This is a genomic window from Anaeromyxobacter dehalogenans 2CP-C (assembly GCF_000013385.1).
GTDB lineage: Bacteria > Myxococcota > Myxococcia > Myxococcales > Anaeromyxobacteraceae > Anaeromyxobacter > Anaeromyxobacter dehalogenans_B.
Window position 1 is genome coordinate 1,448,529 of record NC_007760.1, and the last position, 16,184, is coordinate 1,464,712.

General features: G+C 76.6%; 14 protein-coding genes. 9 read left to right on the forward strand and 5 right to left on the reverse strand.

What is annotated here, in order from left to right:
- Positions 1 to 13: 13 nt before the first annotated feature.
- The 5 genes from ADEH_RS06465 to purM all read right to left on the reverse strand — a co-directional run bounded on the left by ADEH_RS06465 (position 14) and on the right by purM (position 4,536).
- Positions 14 to 850 carry an N-acetylmuramic acid 6-phosphate etherase gene (locus ADEH_RS06465; protein ID WP_011420309.1) on the reverse strand — a complete coding sequence of 279 codons (837 nt, stop codon included), beginning with the start codon at positions 848 to 850 and terminating at the stop codon, positions 14 to 16.
- A 26-nt stretch (positions 851 to 876) separates the two neighbouring features.
- Positions 877 to 1,098, reverse strand: coding sequence for a 50S ribosomal protein L28 (gene rpmB / locus ADEH_RS06470; RefSeq protein ID WP_041453368.1), 222 nt, complete (start codon positions 1,096 to 1,098; stop codon positions 877 to 879).
- A gap of 65 nt (positions 1,099 to 1,163) precedes the next feature.
- On the reverse strand, positions 1,164 to 2,708 hold the full coding sequence (locus tag ADEH_RS06475; protein WP_011420310.1) for a phytoene desaturase family protein: 1,545 nt from the start codon (positions 2,706 to 2,708) through the stop codon (positions 1,164 to 1,166).
- Positions 2,709 to 2,824: 116 nt separating this feature from the next.
- Positions 2,825 to 3,502: a phosphoribosylglycinamide formyltransferase gene (purN, locus tag ADEH_RS06480; RefSeq protein ID WP_011420311.1), complete on the reverse strand. Its 678-nt coding sequence runs from the start codon at positions 3,500 to 3,502 to the stop codon at positions 2,825 to 2,827.
- On the reverse strand, positions 3,499 to 4,536 hold the full coding sequence (gene purM, locus ADEH_RS06485; protein ID WP_011420312.1) for a phosphoribosylformylglycinamidine cyclo-ligase: 1,038 nt from the start codon (positions 4,534 to 4,536) through the stop codon (positions 3,499 to 3,501). Before purM ends, purN begins: the two co-directional genes overlap by 4 nt.
- A 424-nt stretch (positions 4,537 to 4,960) precedes the next feature.
- On the opposite strand from purM, the gene ADEH_RS06490 reads away from it, so the two are divergent.
- From ADEH_RS06490 to hisZ, 9 genes are all read left to right on the forward strand, one after another.
- Complete coding sequence (locus tag ADEH_RS06490; protein ID WP_011420313.1) at positions 4,961 to 5,608, forward strand: Crp/Fnr family transcriptional regulator; 648 nt, start codon at positions 4,961 to 4,963, stop codon at positions 5,606 to 5,608.
- Positions 5,609 to 5,661: 53 nt separating this feature from the next.
- On the forward strand, positions 5,662 to 6,519 hold the full coding sequence (accD, locus tag ADEH_RS06495) for an acetyl-CoA carboxylase, carboxyltransferase subunit beta (protein WP_011420314.1): 858 nt from the start codon (positions 5,662 to 5,664) through the stop codon (positions 6,517 to 6,519).
- 43 nt (positions 6,520 to 6,562) lie between these two features.
- Positions 6,563 to 7,789 carry a bifunctional folylpolyglutamate synthase/dihydrofolate synthase gene (locus tag ADEH_RS06500; protein ID WP_011420315.1) on the forward strand — a complete coding sequence of 409 codons (1,227 nt, stop codon included), beginning with the start codon at positions 6,563 to 6,565 and terminating at the stop codon, positions 7,787 to 7,789.
- Between the two features lie 89 nt (positions 7,790 to 7,878).
- Positions 7,879 to 9,228 (forward strand): AMIN domain-containing protein, encoded by a 1,350-nt coding sequence (locus ADEH_RS06505; protein WP_011420316.1) that lies wholly within the window; start codon positions 7,879 to 7,881, stop codon positions 9,226 to 9,228.
- 18 nt (positions 9,229 to 9,246) lie between these two features.
- Positions 9,247 to 11,697, forward strand: a complete 2,451-nt coding sequence (locus ADEH_RS06510) for an LPS-assembly protein LptD (RefSeq protein WP_011420317.1) — start codon at positions 9,247 to 9,249, stop codon at positions 11,695 to 11,697.
- Positions 11,698 to 11,826: 129 nt separating this feature from the next.
- Positions 11,827 to 12,471, forward strand: a complete 645-nt coding sequence (locus tag ADEH_RS06515; RefSeq protein WP_011420318.1) for a TetR/AcrR family transcriptional regulator — start codon at positions 11,827 to 11,829, stop codon at positions 12,469 to 12,471.
- A gap of 167 nt (positions 12,472 to 12,638) precedes the next feature.
- The gene (gene serA / locus ADEH_RS06520) at positions 12,639 to 14,225 is read left to right on the forward strand and encodes a phosphoglycerate dehydrogenase (RefSeq protein ID WP_011420319.1); all 1,587 of its coding nucleotides are present in this window, start codon (positions 12,639 to 12,641) and stop codon (positions 14,223 to 14,225) included.
- An 86-nt stretch (positions 14,226 to 14,311) separates the two neighbouring features.
- Positions 14,312 to 15,046, forward strand: coding sequence for a hypothetical protein (locus tag ADEH_RS06525; protein ID WP_011420320.1), 735 nt, complete (start codon positions 14,312 to 14,314; stop codon positions 15,044 to 15,046).
- A 43-nt stretch (positions 15,047 to 15,089) separates the two neighbouring features.
- Positions 15,090 to 16,139 carry an ATP phosphoribosyltransferase regulatory subunit gene (gene hisZ / locus ADEH_RS06530; RefSeq protein WP_011420321.1) on the forward strand — a complete coding sequence of 350 codons (1,050 nt, stop codon included), beginning with the start codon at positions 15,090 to 15,092 and terminating at the stop codon, positions 16,137 to 16,139.
- Positions 16,140 to 16,184 lie beyond the last annotated feature (45 nt).

The following is a 16,184-nucleotide window of genomic DNA, read 5'->3' on the forward strand; positions in this document are numbered from 1 at the left end:
CCGTCCTCCTCGATCAGCGGCGTCGCGGGCGCGCCGCGGGCCGGCCCGCGCGATCCACCGCGTCGCGCACGCTCCAGCCGCACCCCTCCAGCAGCTTCCGGGCGCGCGCCTCGCCCACCCCGGCGAGCGCGGCGACGTTGCGCACCGCCCGGCGCCGCAGCTTCTCGCTGGCGGGCGCCAGCGCCACCATCCGGCCGCCGCGCACGGCGCCCAGCCGGACGAACGCGGCGGTGCTCACCAGCCCGAGCGCCATCTTCGCGGCGGTGCCCGCCTTCATGCGCGTCGAGCCCGCCACCAGCTCCGGCCCGGTCTCCAGGATCACGCGCACCCCGGCCCGCGCGCGGGCGGCCGGGTTCGAGGTGACGAGGGCGGTCCGGGCGCCGCGCCGGCGGGCCTCCTCCAGCGCGCCGAGCACGAACGGCGTGGTGCCGGACGCGCTCACCCCGACGACCAGGTCCCGGGACCCGGCGCGCGCGCGGCGCACCGCGGCGGCCCCGGCCGCCCGGTCGTCCTCGGCGCCCTCGACCGCGCGGGTGAGCGCGCGGCGGCCGCCGGCCACCAGCGCCACGACGCGGCGAGGCGACACGCCGAACGTGGGCGGGCACTCGGCGGCGTCGAGCGCGCCCAGCCGCCCGCTCGTGCCTGCGCCGGCGTACACGAGTCGCCCCCCCGCGCCGAGCGCGGCGGCGGCGGCCTCGGCCAGGCGGGTGAGCGCGGGCAAGGCGCGGCCCACCGCGCGCACCGCCTCCCGGTCGCCCTCGTGGAGACGGGCGAGGAGGCGGCCCGCGGGGAGCCGCTCGAGATCCGAGCCTCTGGGGTGGGGCGCCTCGGTGACCGGGAGGCTGCGCATCCCGCCGCGCGCGCCCAGGAACCTCGTTACGCCTGCGCGGACGCCGTCGGGCGCCCGCGGCCCGCCTTCACGACCTTGCCGGCCTTGAGGCAGCGCGTGCACACGCGGATGTGGCGGACCTCGCCGGCCAGGTTGGCGCGGACCGAGCGGAGGTTCGGCAGGGAGCGCGTCTTGTTCTTGTTGTTGGCGTGGGAGACGGTGTTCCCGACGAGCGGGCCCTTCCCACAGATCTCGCAGCGGCGTGCCATGGTCTCTACTCCGAAAACCAAAAGGAGCGCGGGATATTACAGAGTGGCCCGCGAAAGGCAAGGGCTCACTTCAGAACGTCCCGCCGCCCCAGCGCCGCGACCGCGTGCCCGGCCGCCTGGATGCCCGCGTAGAACTCGCCCTCCAGGCCGAGGCCGGGCAGCACCTCGCGCCCGGCGAAGAACGCGTTCTTCCACGGCGAGCGGACCGGCAGGCCGGTCACGCCGAGCGTGGACTCGAGCTCGGTGCCGTAGAGCGGATGGGTGAGGAGCCGCACCGCCTCCTCCGGCCCGACGGGCGCGTTGAGCACCGGGGACGACTCGTTCACCTGGTGCCGCTCGAAGAACGGGATGGCGTCCGCCACGGCCTCGCGGATCCGCGCCGAGGCCGCGGTCAGCGCCTCGCGCGAGGTGGTGCCGGCGTCCACGAACGCCGCGGCGCAGACCACCCGCTCGCCCGGGACCGCGTCCGCCGAGCCCTTCTTGCCGTCGCGCCGCGCCGGGAGGACCTGCAGGAACACCGCGTTGTCGATCCCGTCGCCGCCCTCCGCGCCGCGGAGCGCGAGCGCGTTCTCGCCCAGCGCGGGCGGGAGCGCGGCCTCCTTCACGATCAGGTTCAGCGAGACGAGCCGGCGCTGCGGGCGGATGGCCTCGAGCACGCGGGCGGCGCGGGCCTCGGCGGCGCCGGCCGGGAGGAGGCGGCGGATGGACTCCGCGTCGGCGGCGAGCACGAACGCCCGGGCCACGAACGCGTCGGGCGAGTCGGCCAGCCGGACCGCGGCGATGCGGCCGCCGTCCAGCTCCAGCCCTGCGGCGGCAGCGGGCTCGCCCGGTCCGCCCTTCAGCTCGCCGCGCGACTCCGCGATGCGCCGGCGGATCATCTCGCGGAGCGTCCCCTGGCCGCCGGCCAGCCGGTGCGTCCCGCGGAGCGCGCCGCCCAGCAGGCGCGCCAGCGAGAGCGGCGAGGGCGGGCCGTCCAGGTAGGTGAGGAAGCGGTGCGCGATCTCGAGGCTCCGCACCAGCTCGTGCCCGCGCAGCGCGTCGAAGGGCCGGGCCTCGCCGACCTCGCCGGCGGGCGCGTTGGGCAGGCTGGAGGCGACCTTCAGCGCCTTCTTGACCGCCCGCCGCTCGCCGAACCCGTCCGGCGGGAGCGGCGGCGCGGCCTTCAGGAAGAAGCCGGAGAACTCGTAGAGCGTGGACAGCTCGGCGAAGCCGGCCTCCAGCGCCTCGGCCTCGCCGGCCCACTCCCGGCGCAGCTCGGTCCGCAGCGCGGCGGGGTCGCGCGAGACGTCCACGCGGTGGCGGGGGAGCAGGATCTGGAGATCGGGGTCCGAGGGCTCGAGCGCCCGCCCGACGTCGGTGGCGAGCCCCAGCTCCGCGAGCACGGCCTCCGCCGCGGGCATCTGCCGCGGAGAGGGGATGACCGCGGGCGCCCAGGGCAGCACGTATCCGGCGTCCACGTAGCTCGGGCCCAGGTCGTCGTGGGCGACGTGCAGCACCCGGAAGCCGCGCCGGGCCAGCAGCGCGCCGGCGACGATGCCGCCGAGCTGCGAGCCGACGATGCAGACGTCGTAGATGCGCTGGGTTGCGGGAGGTCGGAAGGTCTGCGCCACGGCGGCGGAGTCTACGTCGAGGGCGCCCGGGCGCCAAACGATCTCGTCCCGCGGTCGAGGGACGATCCCACCCGGACGACCTAGCCGATCGTTCGGGGGCGGCGCGCGGCCGCGTCCTACCCTTCCAGCGGCGGGTTCCGCAGCGGCGAGGGGCCGTGCGGCGCGCAGCGGTCGAGCCTCACCCTGCGCCCCTCCAGTGAGAGCCGCCCCTGCGCGAACCACTGCACGGCCTGCGGGTAGAGGCGGTGCTCCTCGGCCTGGATGCGGGCGGACAGGGCGGCCTCGTCGTCGCCCTGGAGCACCGGGACCACCGCCTGCGCGATGATCGGCCCGGTGTCGGTGCCCTCGTCCACGAAGTGCACGGTGCAGCCGGCGACGCGCGCGCCGTAGTCGAGCGCCTGCCGCGCCGCGTGCAGGCCGGGGAACGACGGGAGCAGGGCGGGGTGGATGTTCATCACCCGCGGGCAGCCCCGGCTGGCGTCGTCCGGCCCGAAGGCGCGGAGGAAGCCGGGCGTGACCAGGCGCATGTAGCCGGCGAGGCAGACCAGGTCCACGCGGTGGGCGCGGAGCGCCTCGACCAGCGTGAGATCGTAGGCGGCGCGGTCGGCGACGCCCTTCGACGGGAGGACCTCCGCCGGCGCGCCCGCCCGGCGCGCCCGCTCCAGCGCGCCGGCGCCGGGCACGTTCGAGAGCACCACCGCGACCTGCGCGTCCACGCGCCCGCCCGCGCAGGCGTCGAGCAGCGCCTGGAGGTTCGTGCCGCCGCCCGAGGCGAGGACGCCGAGCCGGATCACCGCACCACCTCGCAGGTGGCCTCCCCGGGCCCGCCCGCCTCGATGGCGCCCACGGTCCACGCCTCGAGCCCGCGCGCGCGGAGCGCCGCGTGCGCCGCGGCCTCGTCGCCGGGCGCGACCACCGCCACCAGGCCCAGGCCCATGTTGAAGGTGCGGTACATCTCGTCGCGCGGGACCTGCCCCTCGCGCTCGACCACGTCGAAGATGGCCGGCCGCGGCCAGCGCTTCTCCTCGAGGACCGCCCGCGTGCCGTCGGGCAGGGTGCGCGGCACGTTGCCGGGCAGCCCGCCGCCGGTGATGTGCGCGAACGCCCGGACCGGCACCTGGTCCAGCAGCGCCAGCACGTCCTTCGCGTAGATGCGGGTGGGCTCGAGCAGCGCGTCCGCCAGCGTGCGCCCGCCCAGCCCCTCGAAGCGGTGATCGAGCGGGTAGCGGTCCAGGAGCGCCTTGCGCGCCAGCGAGAAGCCGTTGGAATGGAGGCCGGAGGACGCGATCCCGATCACGACGTCGCCCCGGGCCACCCGGGTGCCGTCCACGATCCGGGGCCGGTCCACGCAGCCGACCGCGAAGCCGGCCAGGTCGTACTCGCCGCGGGCGTAGAACCCGGGCAGCTCGGCGGTCTCGCCGCCGATGAGCGCGCACCCCGCCTGCCGGCAGCCCTCGGCGATCCCCTTCACCACCTCGGCGCCCTGCTCGGCGCTGAGCTTGCCGGTGGCGTAGTAGTCGAGGAAGAAGAGCGGCTCGGCGCCCACCACCGCGATGTCGTTCACGCACATCGCCACGAGGTCGATGCCCACCGTGTCGTGGCGATCGGCGGCGAACGCCACCTTGAGCTTCGTCCCGACGCCGTCCGTGCCCGACACCAGCACCGGCTCGCGGTACTTCTTCACGTCGAGCGCGAAGAGGCCGCCGAACCCGCCGATGCCGCCGAGGACCTCCGGGCGCAGGGTGGGCCGGGCGTGCGGCTTGATGAGGTCTACGAGCCGATCGCCCTCGTCGATGTCGACGCCTGCGTCGCGGTAGGTCAGGGACATGGCTGCGCCTTACCGCGACGGCGCGGCCGCTGCAAGCCGCGAGCGCTCGGGCGGCGTGGCCGGCTCGAGGGCGCGGCCCCGCGCAGCAGGGTGCGGTCCGCGGGCCCTTCGGCGGGCTCAGGGTCCGTGGGGCGGGGCGCAGCCCCGCTAGAATGCGACGGCCACGAGGAGGGCCGCGGCGAGGACGAGGACCGACAGGCGCATCGGGGATCCGGGGTTCTCTGTGGGTGACACCCACATCGTACCCGAGGCCTCCGACGTCGCAAGAAACCGGCCCGCGCGGCGCCACCCTCCTGACGCGACGTGTCGCCCGGCGGCGGGGGGCGATTCGTTGACAGCCCTCCGCGAGGTCGGCTAGGACCGCCGTTCGGCTCCCGGCACCCCGGCCTCGACGCGAGGCGGCGCCGGCCGGCCGCCCGACCCCATGCCAGACGATCAGCTCCTCCAGCGCTTCGGCAGGGAGTTCCCGCGCGGAGCCGTCCTGTTCCGCGAGGGCGAGCCGGGCCGGGAGATGTTCGTGGTGCAGCAGGGCCGGGTGACCCTCTCGAAGCGCGTCGGCGACCTGGAGAAGATCCTCGCGTCGATGGGGCCGGGCGAGTTCCTGGGCGAGATGTCGATCCTGAACAACCGGCCGCGCTCGGCCACCGCCACGTGCGCGGAGGACGCCCGGCTGCTGGTGATCGACGCCCTGACGTTCGAGGCGATGGTCCGCGGCAACGCCGAGATCGCCATCCGGATGGTCAAGAAGCTGGCGGACCGCCTGCAGGAGGCCGAGGAGCAGATCGAGAACCTGCTCTTCCACGACGCCTCGTCGCGGGTGGTCCACTTCCTCGTCACCGCGGCGGACAAGGCGTCCCGGGGCCCGGCCGGTCACGAGATCGAGGTCGCGCCGCGCGAGCTCGCCGGCCGGGTGGGGGTCCGGCCGGAGGAGGCCGACGAGGCGCTGGCCAAGCTGGTGAAGGCGAAGATCGTCGCCGTCCGCCCGGACGGCTTCCTGGTGCCGGACGTCTCGAAGCTCCGCCACTTCCTCGAGTTCCTTCAGGTGAAGGCGCAGTTCGGGGGCATCGCGTGACGGGGTGCGTCCCCGGCGCGCCGGGCGCGCTGGCGCCCTAGACTGGAAAGCACATGGCCTGGTTCTCCAAGCAGAAGAAGCTGAAGTCGAAGGAGTCCACCCCCGCCGCGCCGCCCGCGCCCGCCGCGAAGGGCGAGGGCATCTGGTACAAGTGCGACGCCTGCGGCGAGGTGGTGCCGCGCGCCGAGTACGAGCGGAGCTGGAACGTCTGCCCGTCCTGCGGCAACCACGACGCCCTGCCGGTGCGGCGCCGCTTCGACCTGGTCCTCGACCCGGGCACGTTCCAGGAGCTCGACGCGGAGCTCACGCCGCAGGACCCGCTCGGCTTCTCCGACTCCAAGAAGTACCGCGACCGGCTCAGGTCCACCTTCAAGGCCTCGGGCCTGCGCGACGCGTTCATCTCCGGCGTGGGCGCCATCGGCGGCCAGCCGGTGTCGCTCGGCTCCTTCGCGTTCGAGTTCATGGGCGGCTCGATGGGATCGGTGGTGGGCGAGAAGGTCGCCCGGGTGTTCGACCGCGCCTACGAGCGCCGCATCCCGGCCATCGTGTTCAGCTCCACCGGCGGCGCGCGCATGCAGGAGGGCATCTTCTCCCTCATGCAGATGGCGAAGACCTCGGCGGCGCTGCACCGCTTCCGCTCGGTGCGCAAGCCGTACGTGTCGGTGATGCTGCACCCGACCACCGGCGGCGTGGCGGCGAGCTTCGCCTGGCTGGGCGACGTGGTGATCGCCGAGCCGAAGGCGCTCATCGGCTTCGCCGGCCCGCGCGTGATCGAGCAGACCATCCGCGAGAAGCTGCCGCCCGGGTTCCAGCGCAGCGAGTTCCTGCTCGAGCACGGCATGATCGACGCGATCGTGCCGCGCCTGGAGATGCGCGAGAAGCTCCGCCAGCTCCTCTCGCTGGTGGGCTGAGCGCAGCACGCCGCGGCGGCCGCGCCGCCCAGAGACACCGTCGGTGAAGCCCCTCGATCCCCACGCCTACCTCTCCTCGCTCCAGCCGCTGGCCATGCGCTTCGGCCTGGAGCGCATGGAGCGCGCGCTCGACGCGCTCGGCCACCCCGAGCGCGGCTACCGCGTGCTGCACGTGGGCGGCACGAACGGCAAGGGCTCCACCTGCGCGATGGCCGCCGCGGCGCTGCGCCAGGCCGGGCTCCGCACCGGCCTCTACACCTCGCCGCACCTGGTCCGCTTCAACGAGCGCATCCAGGTGGACGGGGTGGAGATCTCCGACGCCGCGCTCGCCGCGAGGCTCGAGGCGGTGCGGCGCGCCTGCCCCTGGCACGAGGCGGGCGGGGAGGGCGACCGGCTCACGTACTTCGAGGTCGCCACGCTCGCCGGCCTGCTGCACCTCGCCGAGGAGCGGGTGGACGCCGCGGTGATCGAGGTCGGTTTGGGCGGCCGCTTCGACGCCACCAACGCCATCCACCCGGCGGTCACCGCCATCGCCCGCATCGGCCTCGACCACACCCAGCTCCTCGGCGACACCGTCGAGCGGGTGGCGTTCGAGAAGGCCGGCATCTTCAAGCCGGGCGTGCCGGCGGTGGTGCACGCGGCCCAGCCGGCCGGCGCGCTGGAGGTGCTGCGCGCCGAGGCGGCGCGGCGGGGCGCGCCGTTCGTGCTGGCGGGCGAGGCCTGGGACGGGCCGGTGGCGCTGCGCGGGCCGCACCAGCGCGCGAACGCGGCGCTCGCCGCCGCGGCGCTGCGCGCGCTCGCCGGCGCGGGCGTGGCCGTGCCGGAGGACGCCATCGCGCGCGGCATCGCCGGGGCGCGCTGGCCGGGGCGGCTGGAGGAGCTGGGCGGCGTGCTGCTCGACGGCGCGCACAACCCGCAGGGCGCCGCGGCGCTCGCGGCCGCGCTGCCGGCGCTCCACCCGGGCCGGCCGGTGGAGCTCGTGTTCGGCGTGCTCGCCGACAAGGACCACGCCGGCATGCTGGCGGCGCTCGCGCCGGCGGTGCGCCGGCTGCACCTCGTCACGCCGCCGAGCCCGCGGGCGCGCCCGGCCGCCGAGCTGCGCGCCCTGGCGGAGGCGCACGGCGTCGCCGCCGACGTGCACGGCGGGCTCGCCGAGGCGATCGCCTGCGCGCGGGCCGCGGCCGGCGAGGGCGGGGTGGTGGGCGTGGCGGGCTCGCTCTACCTGGTCGGCGAGGCCCGCGCGCTCCTCGGCGCTCCTGTGCCGGGGTAGGTGGATATCGGACTGCAAATCCTGGGGAATTCTTCGGGGCGATGGGGCCGCGTGCTATCCTCCCGCCGACCTTTCCGCGGAGCCCCCTCATGCGTCTTCGCCTCCTCCTCGCGATCGCCCTCGCCGCCGCGTCCGCCCCCCGAGCGCGGGCGGTGGACCTGAACGTCATCACCGGGGTGGAGGTGCGCGACGCGGGATCCTCGGTCGTGGTGGCGGTGAAGGGCTCGCGCAAGCCGAGCTTCACCACCTTCTCCATGGCCGACCCGCCGCGCTTCGTGATCGACTTCTCCGAGTCGCGCTTCGAGGGCGTGCCGGAGGACCTCCGCGTCGGCGACGGCACCGTCAAGCTGGTGAAGAACCTCTCCTACGGCTCCGACGCGAGCTCGATCGCGCGCGTGATGGTGGCGTTCGAGGTGGAGGTGGCGCCGCCGGTGCTGGAGGAGTCGGGCGGCACGCTGCTGGTGAAGGTGGAGAAGCCGTCGGTGCCGGGCGCGGCGGTGGCGAAGGCCCCGGCGCCGGCCCCCGCGGCCGCGCCGGCCGCGGCGCCGAGCGTGGCGGAGGCCGTGGCCGCGGCGGTGGGGGGCGCCCCGGACGCCGGCGCGAAGGCGCAGGCCGAGGCGGACGCGAAGGCGCGCGCCGAGGCCGAGGCCCGGGCCGCGGAGCAGGCCGCCGCGGACGCGCGCGCCGCGCAGGAGGCGAGCGCACGCGCCGAGGCGGCCGCGAAGGCCCAGGCGGAGGCGGACGCGAGCGCGCGCGCCGAGGCGGAGGCCCGCGCGGCCGCGCAGGCCGAGGCGGCGAAGGCGCAGGCCGCCGTCGCGGCGGCGCCGGCCCCGGCGGAGCCCGCGGCCCCCGCGGTCGAGCCGGCCGTCACCGCGATCGCGCCGGTCGCACCGGCGCCCGAGCCGGAGCCGGTCGCAGCCGCCCTGGCACCGGAGGCCCCCGTGGCCGACGTGCCGGCGGCCGAGGCGCCGGTGCCGCGGCCCGAGGCCGCGCGCCCGGACGGCCTCGCGCCCGCGGCGCACGTCCGTGAGCTCGGCTTCAGGCAGCTCCCCGGCGCGTCGCGCGTGTACGTCCGCACGACGGTGCCGCCGCGCTTCACCATCCAGGACGTGGGCCCGGACGTCATCCGGGTCGAGCTGGAGAACACGCGCGCGGACCGGCGCAACGACCTGCGCTTCCTCGACACGTCCTTCTTCAAGTCGGCCGTCGCCCTGGTCACCCCGTCGCGGCACGGCACGAGCTACGTCCTCGAGATCAAGCTGCGCGAGCGGGTCCCGTACCAGCAGCGCATCGAGGGCGACGCGCTGGCCATCGACTTCGAGCGCCCTGGCGCCGCCGCGTCCCCGTCGGCGCAGGCCGCCGGGGCGGACGCGCCGGGCGAGCCCGTGCCGGGGGCGGACGCCGCCACGGCCGAGACGGCCGCGGCGCCGGCGCAGTAGGCGCCAGGCCTCGCGCCCGTGATCGCGCTCGCTGCAGTCGCCGCGGCAGGGCTGCTCGCCCTGTCCGCCCCGCCGTCCACCCCTGCCACCCCCGAGGACCTGACCGTCGAGGCCGGCTCGGTCACGTACCGGGCCGACACCGGCCGGTACCAGCTCGAGGGCGGGGTGGTGCTGCGGCGCGGGCTGGTGACGCTGCGCGCCCGCAGCGCCTCGTACGATCCGTCCACCGGCGAGGTGGACGCGATCGGCGAGGTCCTGCTCACCGACGCGACCCGGGCCGTGGCGGCCGACGGCCTGCGCGCGGTGATGGACGGCGGCTTCAAGGCCGAGCACGTGGTGGCCTTCCTCAAGGACGGGCCGGTGGCGATGGGCGACGCCACCGCCGTCGAGGACGCGCGCCGGCGGGGCCGCAACCGGGCCACGTTCACCGGCGCGACGCTGGAGGGCGAGCGCTCCGGCCACCTGCGCCTGGGCGACGCGCGCCTGACGCTGTGCGACTGCGGCGGCGGCGCGCCGTCGTGGGAGCTGCGCGCCCGGCGCGCCGAGGTCGAGCCGGGGCACCACGCCACGCTGTCCTGGCCGGTCCTGTACGTCACCCCGCGCTTCCTGTTCGTGAACCGCCCGGTGCCGGTGATGATCCTGCCGTGGCTGTTCCTCCCGCTCGGCGAGCGGCAGACCGGCCTCCTCTTCCCCACCGTGGCCTCCACCGGCGCGACCGGGTTCGGGGTCGCGCTGCCGGTCTTCGTGACGCTGGGCCGCAGCGCGGACGCGACGGTGACGCCCGAGTACCTGTTCGGCCGGGCGCGCGCCGACGTGGCCGCCGGGCAGCCGGCGGTGCGCGGCGCCGGGCTGCGGCTGGAGCTGCGCTGGGCGCCCGCCGAGGACGCCGCCGGGGAGCTCGAGCTGCACGGGATCGACGACCAGGACCGCGAGCCGGGCGGCGCGGGGGGCGGCCGGCTCGGGATCCTCGGCACGCACGGCCAGCGGCTGGGCGCGTCCGGCCGGCTGCGCGCCGACGTGGCGCTCGCGAGCGATCCGGTCTGGTTCCGCGACGCCACCGGCGACGTGCTGCTGCGCAGCGCCTACTACCGGCGCTCCGCGCTGCTCGCGTCCTTCGCCGGCGACGCGCTGGTGGTGGAGGGCGGCGCCGCGTACCACCAGCCGCTCACGCCGTCGGGCTGGTACCCGGACGCCACCGGCGCGCGCCCCGCGTACGGCACGTTCGGCGCCGACCTCCCCGCGTTCCACCGCTGGCCCGGCCTGGCGGCGACCCTGCTCCCGGAGGCGCTCGGGCCGTTCCAGGTGTCCGGCCGGCTCGGGCTGTCGCGCTACGCGACCGTGAACGGCGACTCCGGCGCCACCTTCACGGCCGGCGACCCGGGCGCCGCCCGCGGGTTCGTCACCACCTCGCGCGAGGGCGTGAGCCGGCTCGACGCGCGCGCCGAGCTCTCGGCCCCGCTCCGGCTCGGGTCCGCGCTGACGGTGACGCCGTACGCCCGCGGCGCCGCGCTCGGCTACCGCTTCGACACCGGGCGCTCGCCGGCGGTGGTGGCCTGGGGCCTCGGCGGCGCGGCGCTGTCCTCGGAGGTCTCGCGCCGCTACGGCGCGGTGCTCCACCGGATCGTGCCGCGCCTCGAGCTGCGCGCGGGCACGCGGGCGTTCGGGTCGGAGGACGGGTCGCTGCCGCTGCGGGCGTACGACGCCTGGGACCGCGTCGGCGACGGCGTGCAGCGCGGGCCCGCGTCGGCCGCGCAGCCCGCGGGCCAGCCGGCCGGCTCGCTGACCGCGGCGTCCGACGGCGCCTTCCGCCAGCTCCGGGCCTCGGTGGAGAGCCGGCTCGACGGCCCCGGCGGCAGCCTGCGCCTCCAGCTCGGCCAGGACCTCGACCTGGTCCGCGGCGCCCCCGGGGAGACGTTCTTCTCGGCCGCGGCGCACCGCGGGCCCATCACCGCCGACGTGTCCGGGCGCGTCCTCGCGTTCCAGGGGCGGGCGGTGCCCGCGCCCGAGCCGAGGTTCCCGTCCTGGCTCGACCACTTCACCGAGCTGCACGGGTCGATCACCGCCGCCGACCGGCGCGGCGACCTGGTGCGCGCCGGGCTGGTCGCGGTGGGGCCGGGCGCCTCCGGCCAGCTCATGGCCGGCGTGGACGCGCTGTTCGACCTCCGCCCCGCGGCGATCGACGCCTCGGCGCAGGGCTCTGCCGGCTTCCGGGGCGTGCTCGGCGGCGCCACGCTCGGCTACGACGCCCTGTTCACGGTGCGTCCGATCGAGGTCGCGCGCTGCAGCGGCGCCGGGACCCGCCGCGTGGACGCCGGCCAGGTGCAGCAGCACGCCGGGAGCATCACCTGGAACTCGCCGTGCCGCTGCTTCCTCGCGCGCCTCGTGGTGCGGGTGAACGACTGCGGCGAGACGTCGTACTCGGCCGCCGTCGATCTCTCCCGGGCGGGCGAGCGCGCCGCGGTGCGTTGAGGTCCCCGGACCCGAGGGCCGGCCCGGCTTCACCCTGCGTGCGCGCCCGGGCGATCCCGGGAGGGTCAGTCGTCCCCGGCGCGGATTCGGCGGTTGCCGGACGGCCGCGATCGACCGAAGAATCAGCGGGTGAGCCGAGCGAGAACGCGTCCGGCGCCCTCCGCGGGCGCGGCCGGCCGAGCCGAGCCCGAGAAGCGCCGCGCCATCCTGCACGCCGCCGTCCGCGTGTTCGCGGAGCGCGGCTACCACGGCTGCCGCATCGCCGACGTGGCCCGCGCGGCCGAGGTCGCCTACGGCCTCGTCTACCACTACTTCCGGAACAAGGACGAGCTGCTGGAGAGCGTGTTCGCCGAGCAGTGGACCATCTTCATGAACGCGCTCGCGGCCATCGACGCCGGCCCCGGGAGCGCGGAGGAGAAGCTCGCCGGGATCTTCTCGTTCGTGTTCGACGTGTACAAGACCGCGCCCGCCGCGGTGCGGGTGCTGATCCTGGAGGTCACGCGCACGCCCCAGGGCCTCCGCGCCGGCTCGACCCGCGAGACGTTCGAGAAGGCGGTGGAGCTGGTCGCCGGGGTGGTGCGCCAGGGGCAGGCGCGCGGCGAGCTGCGCGCCGGCGCGGACCCGCTCATCGCCGCGGCCGGGCTGCTCGGCGCGCTCGAGCTGGCGGTCTCGGCCATGGTGGTCGGGATCGTGCCCGCCGGCAGCGAGGTCGAGATCGACCGCGTGAAGCAGCAGGCCGTGGACAACGTGCTCTCCGGGCTGCGGCGCCGATAGCCCTCGAGGGCCTCGCTCCGGTCGTGTTTCCCGCCGGGGTCTCTCTCTTGATGGGGGTCAAGACGCGTTGACGCGCCCGCCGGCGGCCACTAGGTCCCTCCTCCCCCGCAGCTCGACCGACAACGTGAACGCCCGCGTGCACCCCCAGCCCGGGCGGGAGGAGATAGATGGCAGCCCGTGTCCTCGTGTCCGACGACCTTTCCCCGGAGGCCGTGGCCGTCCTGAAGCAGGCCGGCCTCGAGGTGGACGTGAAGGTCGGCCTCAAGCCCGACGCGCTCGAGGCCATCATCGGCGACTACGACGCGCTGGCGGTCCGCAGCGCGACCAAGGTGACCGCGAAGCTGCTGGAGAAGGCCTCGCGGCTCCGCGTGATCGGGCGCGCCGGCGTGGGCGTGGACAACGTGGACCTCGACGCCGCCACCCGCCGCGGCGTGGTGGTGATGAACACGCCGGGCGGCTCGTCGATCACGGTCGCCGAGCTGGCGCTGTCGATGATCCTGGCGCTCTCCCGCCACGTGCCGGCCGCCACCGCCAGCGTGAAGGCGGGCAAGTGGGAGAAGAAGCGGTTCCAGGGGCACGAGCTCGCCGGCAAGACGCTGGGCGTGGTCGGCATCGGCAACATCGGCTCGGTGCTGGTGGACCGCGCGCTCGCCATGAAGATGCGCGTCGTCGCCTACGACCCGTTCATCTCCGCCGAGGCCGCCGCCAAGCTGGGCGTCGAGCGCGTCGAGCTGGACGGGCTCTGGGCCCAGGCCGACGTCGTGTCGCTGCACGTCCCGCTCACCGAGCAGACCCGCAACCTGGTGGACGCGAAGGTGCTCGCCCGCATGAAGAAGGGCGCGCTGCTGGTGAACTGCGCCCGCGGCGGCATCGTGGACGAGCGGGCGCTCGCGGACGCGCTCGCGTCCGGGCACCTGGGCGGCGCGGCGCTGGACGTGTTCGAGCAGGAGCCGCCCCCGGCCGATCACCCGCTGTTCGGGCTGGACGGGTTCGTGGCCACGCCGCACATCGGCGCCTCCACCGAGGAGGCGCAGTCGGCGGTCGCGGTCGCGGTGGCCGAGCAGCTCGCCGCGTACCTGAACCACGGCGTGGTGAAGAACGCGGTGAACGTGCCGGGCCTGCCGCGGGAGATCCTGGACCAGCTCGCGCCGTTCCTCCCGCTCTGCGAGAAGCTCGGCTCGCTCGCGGCGCAGCTCGCGCCGCAGGGGCCGAGCGAGGTCACGGTGGAGGTCGCCGGCGAGCTGGCCGCCGTGCCCATCCGTCCGCTCGCCGCGCGCACGCTGGCGGGCTTCCTGCGCCACCACCTCGAGACGCCGGTGAACGACGTGAGCGCCCCGGCCGTCGCGAAGGAGCGCGGGATCGCGGTGCGCGAGGTCCGCTCCGCCGAGCCGCACGACTACGCCAGCCTGGTCACCGTGACCGTGCGCGGGCAGGGCGCGGAGGCGCAGGTCGCGGGCACGGTGTACGGCAAGCGCGAGGCCCGCCTCGTGCGCGTGGACGGCTTCCGCCTGGAGGCGGTGCCGGAGGGCCACGTCATCCTGTGCGAGAACGACGACGCGCCCGGCGTGGTCGGCAACCTCGGCACCGCGCTCGGCGCGGCCGGCGTGAACATCGCGCGCATCTCGCTGTCGCGGCTCGACGACCACTCGCGCGCGTTCGCCTTCCTGAACGTGGACTCGGCGCCCGCCCCCGGGGTGCTGGAGCAGGTGCGCAGGCTGCCGCACGTCCGGGCGGTCCGGTCGATCCATCTGTAGCCGCGCGCGCCTTCCCGGCTTCCGCCCGCCCGTCCCGGTCCCCATGTTCCGACCGGGGCGGGTTCTTCCCCGCCGGGAGGGGTGACATGGCTTCGACGGAGATCCAGGACCGACGCGAGGGGAGCCTTCCGCGCCTGTCCTGGGGAGCGGTGATCTCGGGCGTGCTGCTGGCGCTCGCGGTCCACGTGGTGATGGGGCTCCTGGGCGGCGCGATCGGCTTCGCCGCGCAGCCGGCGGACTCCGGCGCGCTGGGGGCGGGGGCGGCCATCTGGGCGCTCCTCACCCCGTTCGTCGCGACGCTGCTGGGCGCCTGGCTGGCGGTCCGCATGGCCGGCCGCGAGGACGCGGCGGGCGCGAACCTGCACGGCGTGATCGTGTGGTGCATCGGCCTGCTGGCGGGCGCGGTGTTCCTGGCGGGCACGCTCGCCACCGGCGCGATGGCGGCCGGGGCGTCGGCGAGCGGGAACGCGGGCGTGCTGCGGCAGATGGGGATCGACCGGACGCAGGTCGCGCCGCGGACCGAGCTGGCGGCGGATCAGGCGAGCAAGGCGGCCGCCGCGGCGGCGGGCGGAGGCGCGATGGCGGCGCTGTGCGGGCTGCTCGGCGCGTTCGCGGGCTCGGCCATCGCGCGGCGGCGGGGAGAGCGGCGCGGGCTGGGGTGGCGCATCGCGGTGCACCGCACCCACGACGTGGGCGCCGGCGCCGAGCACCCCGCCGGCCTGGGCGTGGGCAGCGCGTACGGCACGCGCGTCCCGCCCGCCGGCCGCGATCCGCGGACGGAGATCCCGGGCGCGCCGCCCGCCGATCCGTACCACCACTGATCGCTTCGCAACCCGGGCGGGAGCGAATAGAGTCGGGCGCGCGATGCTCGACCTCTCGCTCCCGTCCGGCCTCCGCGACCTGCTGCCGGACCACTCGGCGCACCTGGCGGAGCTGTCCTCCAAGCTCCACGACGTCTTCTCCCGCTTCGGCTACCGGCGCGTGTTCCTGCCCACGCTGGAGCGGCTCGACGTGGTGGAGCGGGGGCTCTCGCCCGCGGCGCTCGCCGACGTGATGAAGTTCGTGGAGCCGGGCTCCGGCGAGGTGGTCGCCATCCGCCCGGACATCACCCCGCAGATCGCCCGGCTGTACGCGGCGCGTCCCGACGCGCTGCCGTCGCCGGCGCGGCTCTGCTACGACGGCCCGGTGCTCCGGGCGCGCGAGGCGCGGGCGGGCCGGCCGCGCGAGGTCTACCAGGCCGGCGTCGAGCTGCTCGGGGCGGGCGGCGCCTCGGCGGACGCCGAGGCCCTGGTGCTGCTGGCGCGGTCGCTGGAGCGGGTGGGCCTGAAGGCGCCGCGCGTCGAGGTCGGGCACGCGCGCTTCGCCGAGGCCGTGATGGAGGCGGCCCGGCTGCCGCAGCGCCTCCGGTCCGCGGCGTGGGAGGCGCTCTCGCGCAAGGACCGCGCCGCGCTCGGCGCGGCCGCGGCGAAGGGCCGGGGCAGCAGCGAGGCGCGCGAGGCGGTGCCGCAGCTCGCCGGCCTGTTCGGCGACGGCGCGCTCGACCGGGCGCGGGCCATCGCCCGGGCGGTGCCCGGGGCGGCGGCGCCGCTCGCCGAGACCGAGGCGGCGCTGCGCATCGCCCGCCGCCGCGGCGTCCGCGAGGTGGCGGTGGACCTCGGCGAGGCGCGCGGCCTCGGCTACTACACCGGCATCACCTTCGCCGGCTACGCGCCGGGCGCCGGCGCCGCGGTGGCGCGGGGCGGCCGCTACGACGGGCTGCTCGCCCGCTTCGGGCGGCCGGGGCCGGCCATCGGCTTCGCGGTGGACCTGGAGTTCGCCACCCAGGCGCTGGAGCGCGCGAACGGCCGGGGCCGCGGCGTCCGGCCGCGGCGCGCGTCCGCCCGCGGGGGCCGCGCGGGGACACGTCCGCGCTAGCGGATCCGGGAGGCGGCTGGTAAGGTGTCGCACCTGCGCGTCCCG

Bases quoted from the DNA above. Each gene is read 5' to 3' on its own strand.
- ADEH_RS06465 (WP_011420309.1), bottom strand. From the start codon at position 850: ATGCGCAGCCTCCCGGTCACCGAGGCGCCCCACCCCAGAGGCTCGGAT.
- rpmB (WP_041453368.1), bottom strand. From the start codon at position 1,098: ATGGCACGCCGCTGCGAGATCTGTGGGAAGGGCCCGCTCGTCGGGAAC.
- purM (WP_011420312.1), bottom strand. From the start codon at position 4,536: ATGTCCCTGACCTACCGCGACGCAGGCGTCGACATCGACGAGGGCGAT.
- ADEH_RS06490 (WP_011420313.1), top strand. From the start codon at position 4,961: ATGCCAGACGATCAGCTCCTCCAGCGCTTCGGCAGGGAGTTCCCGCGC.
- accD (WP_011420314.1), top strand. From the start codon at position 5,662: ATGGCCTGGTTCTCCAAGCAGAAGAAGCTGAAGTCGAAGGAGTCCACC.
- ADEH_RS06505 (WP_011420316.1), top strand. From the start codon at position 7,879: ATGCGTCTTCGCCTCCTCCTCGCGATCGCCCTCGCCGCCGCGTCCGCC.
- serA (WP_011420319.1), top strand. From the start codon at position 12,639: ATGGCAGCCCGTGTCCTCGTGTCCGACGACCTTTCCCCGGAGGCCGTG.
- ADEH_RS06525 (WP_011420320.1), top strand. From the start codon at position 14,312: ATGGCTTCGACGGAGATCCAGGACCGACGCGAGGGGAGCCTTCCGCGC.
- hisZ (WP_011420321.1), top strand. From the start codon at position 15,090: ATGCTCGACCTCTCGCTCCCGTCCGGCCTCCGCGACCTGCTGCCGGAC.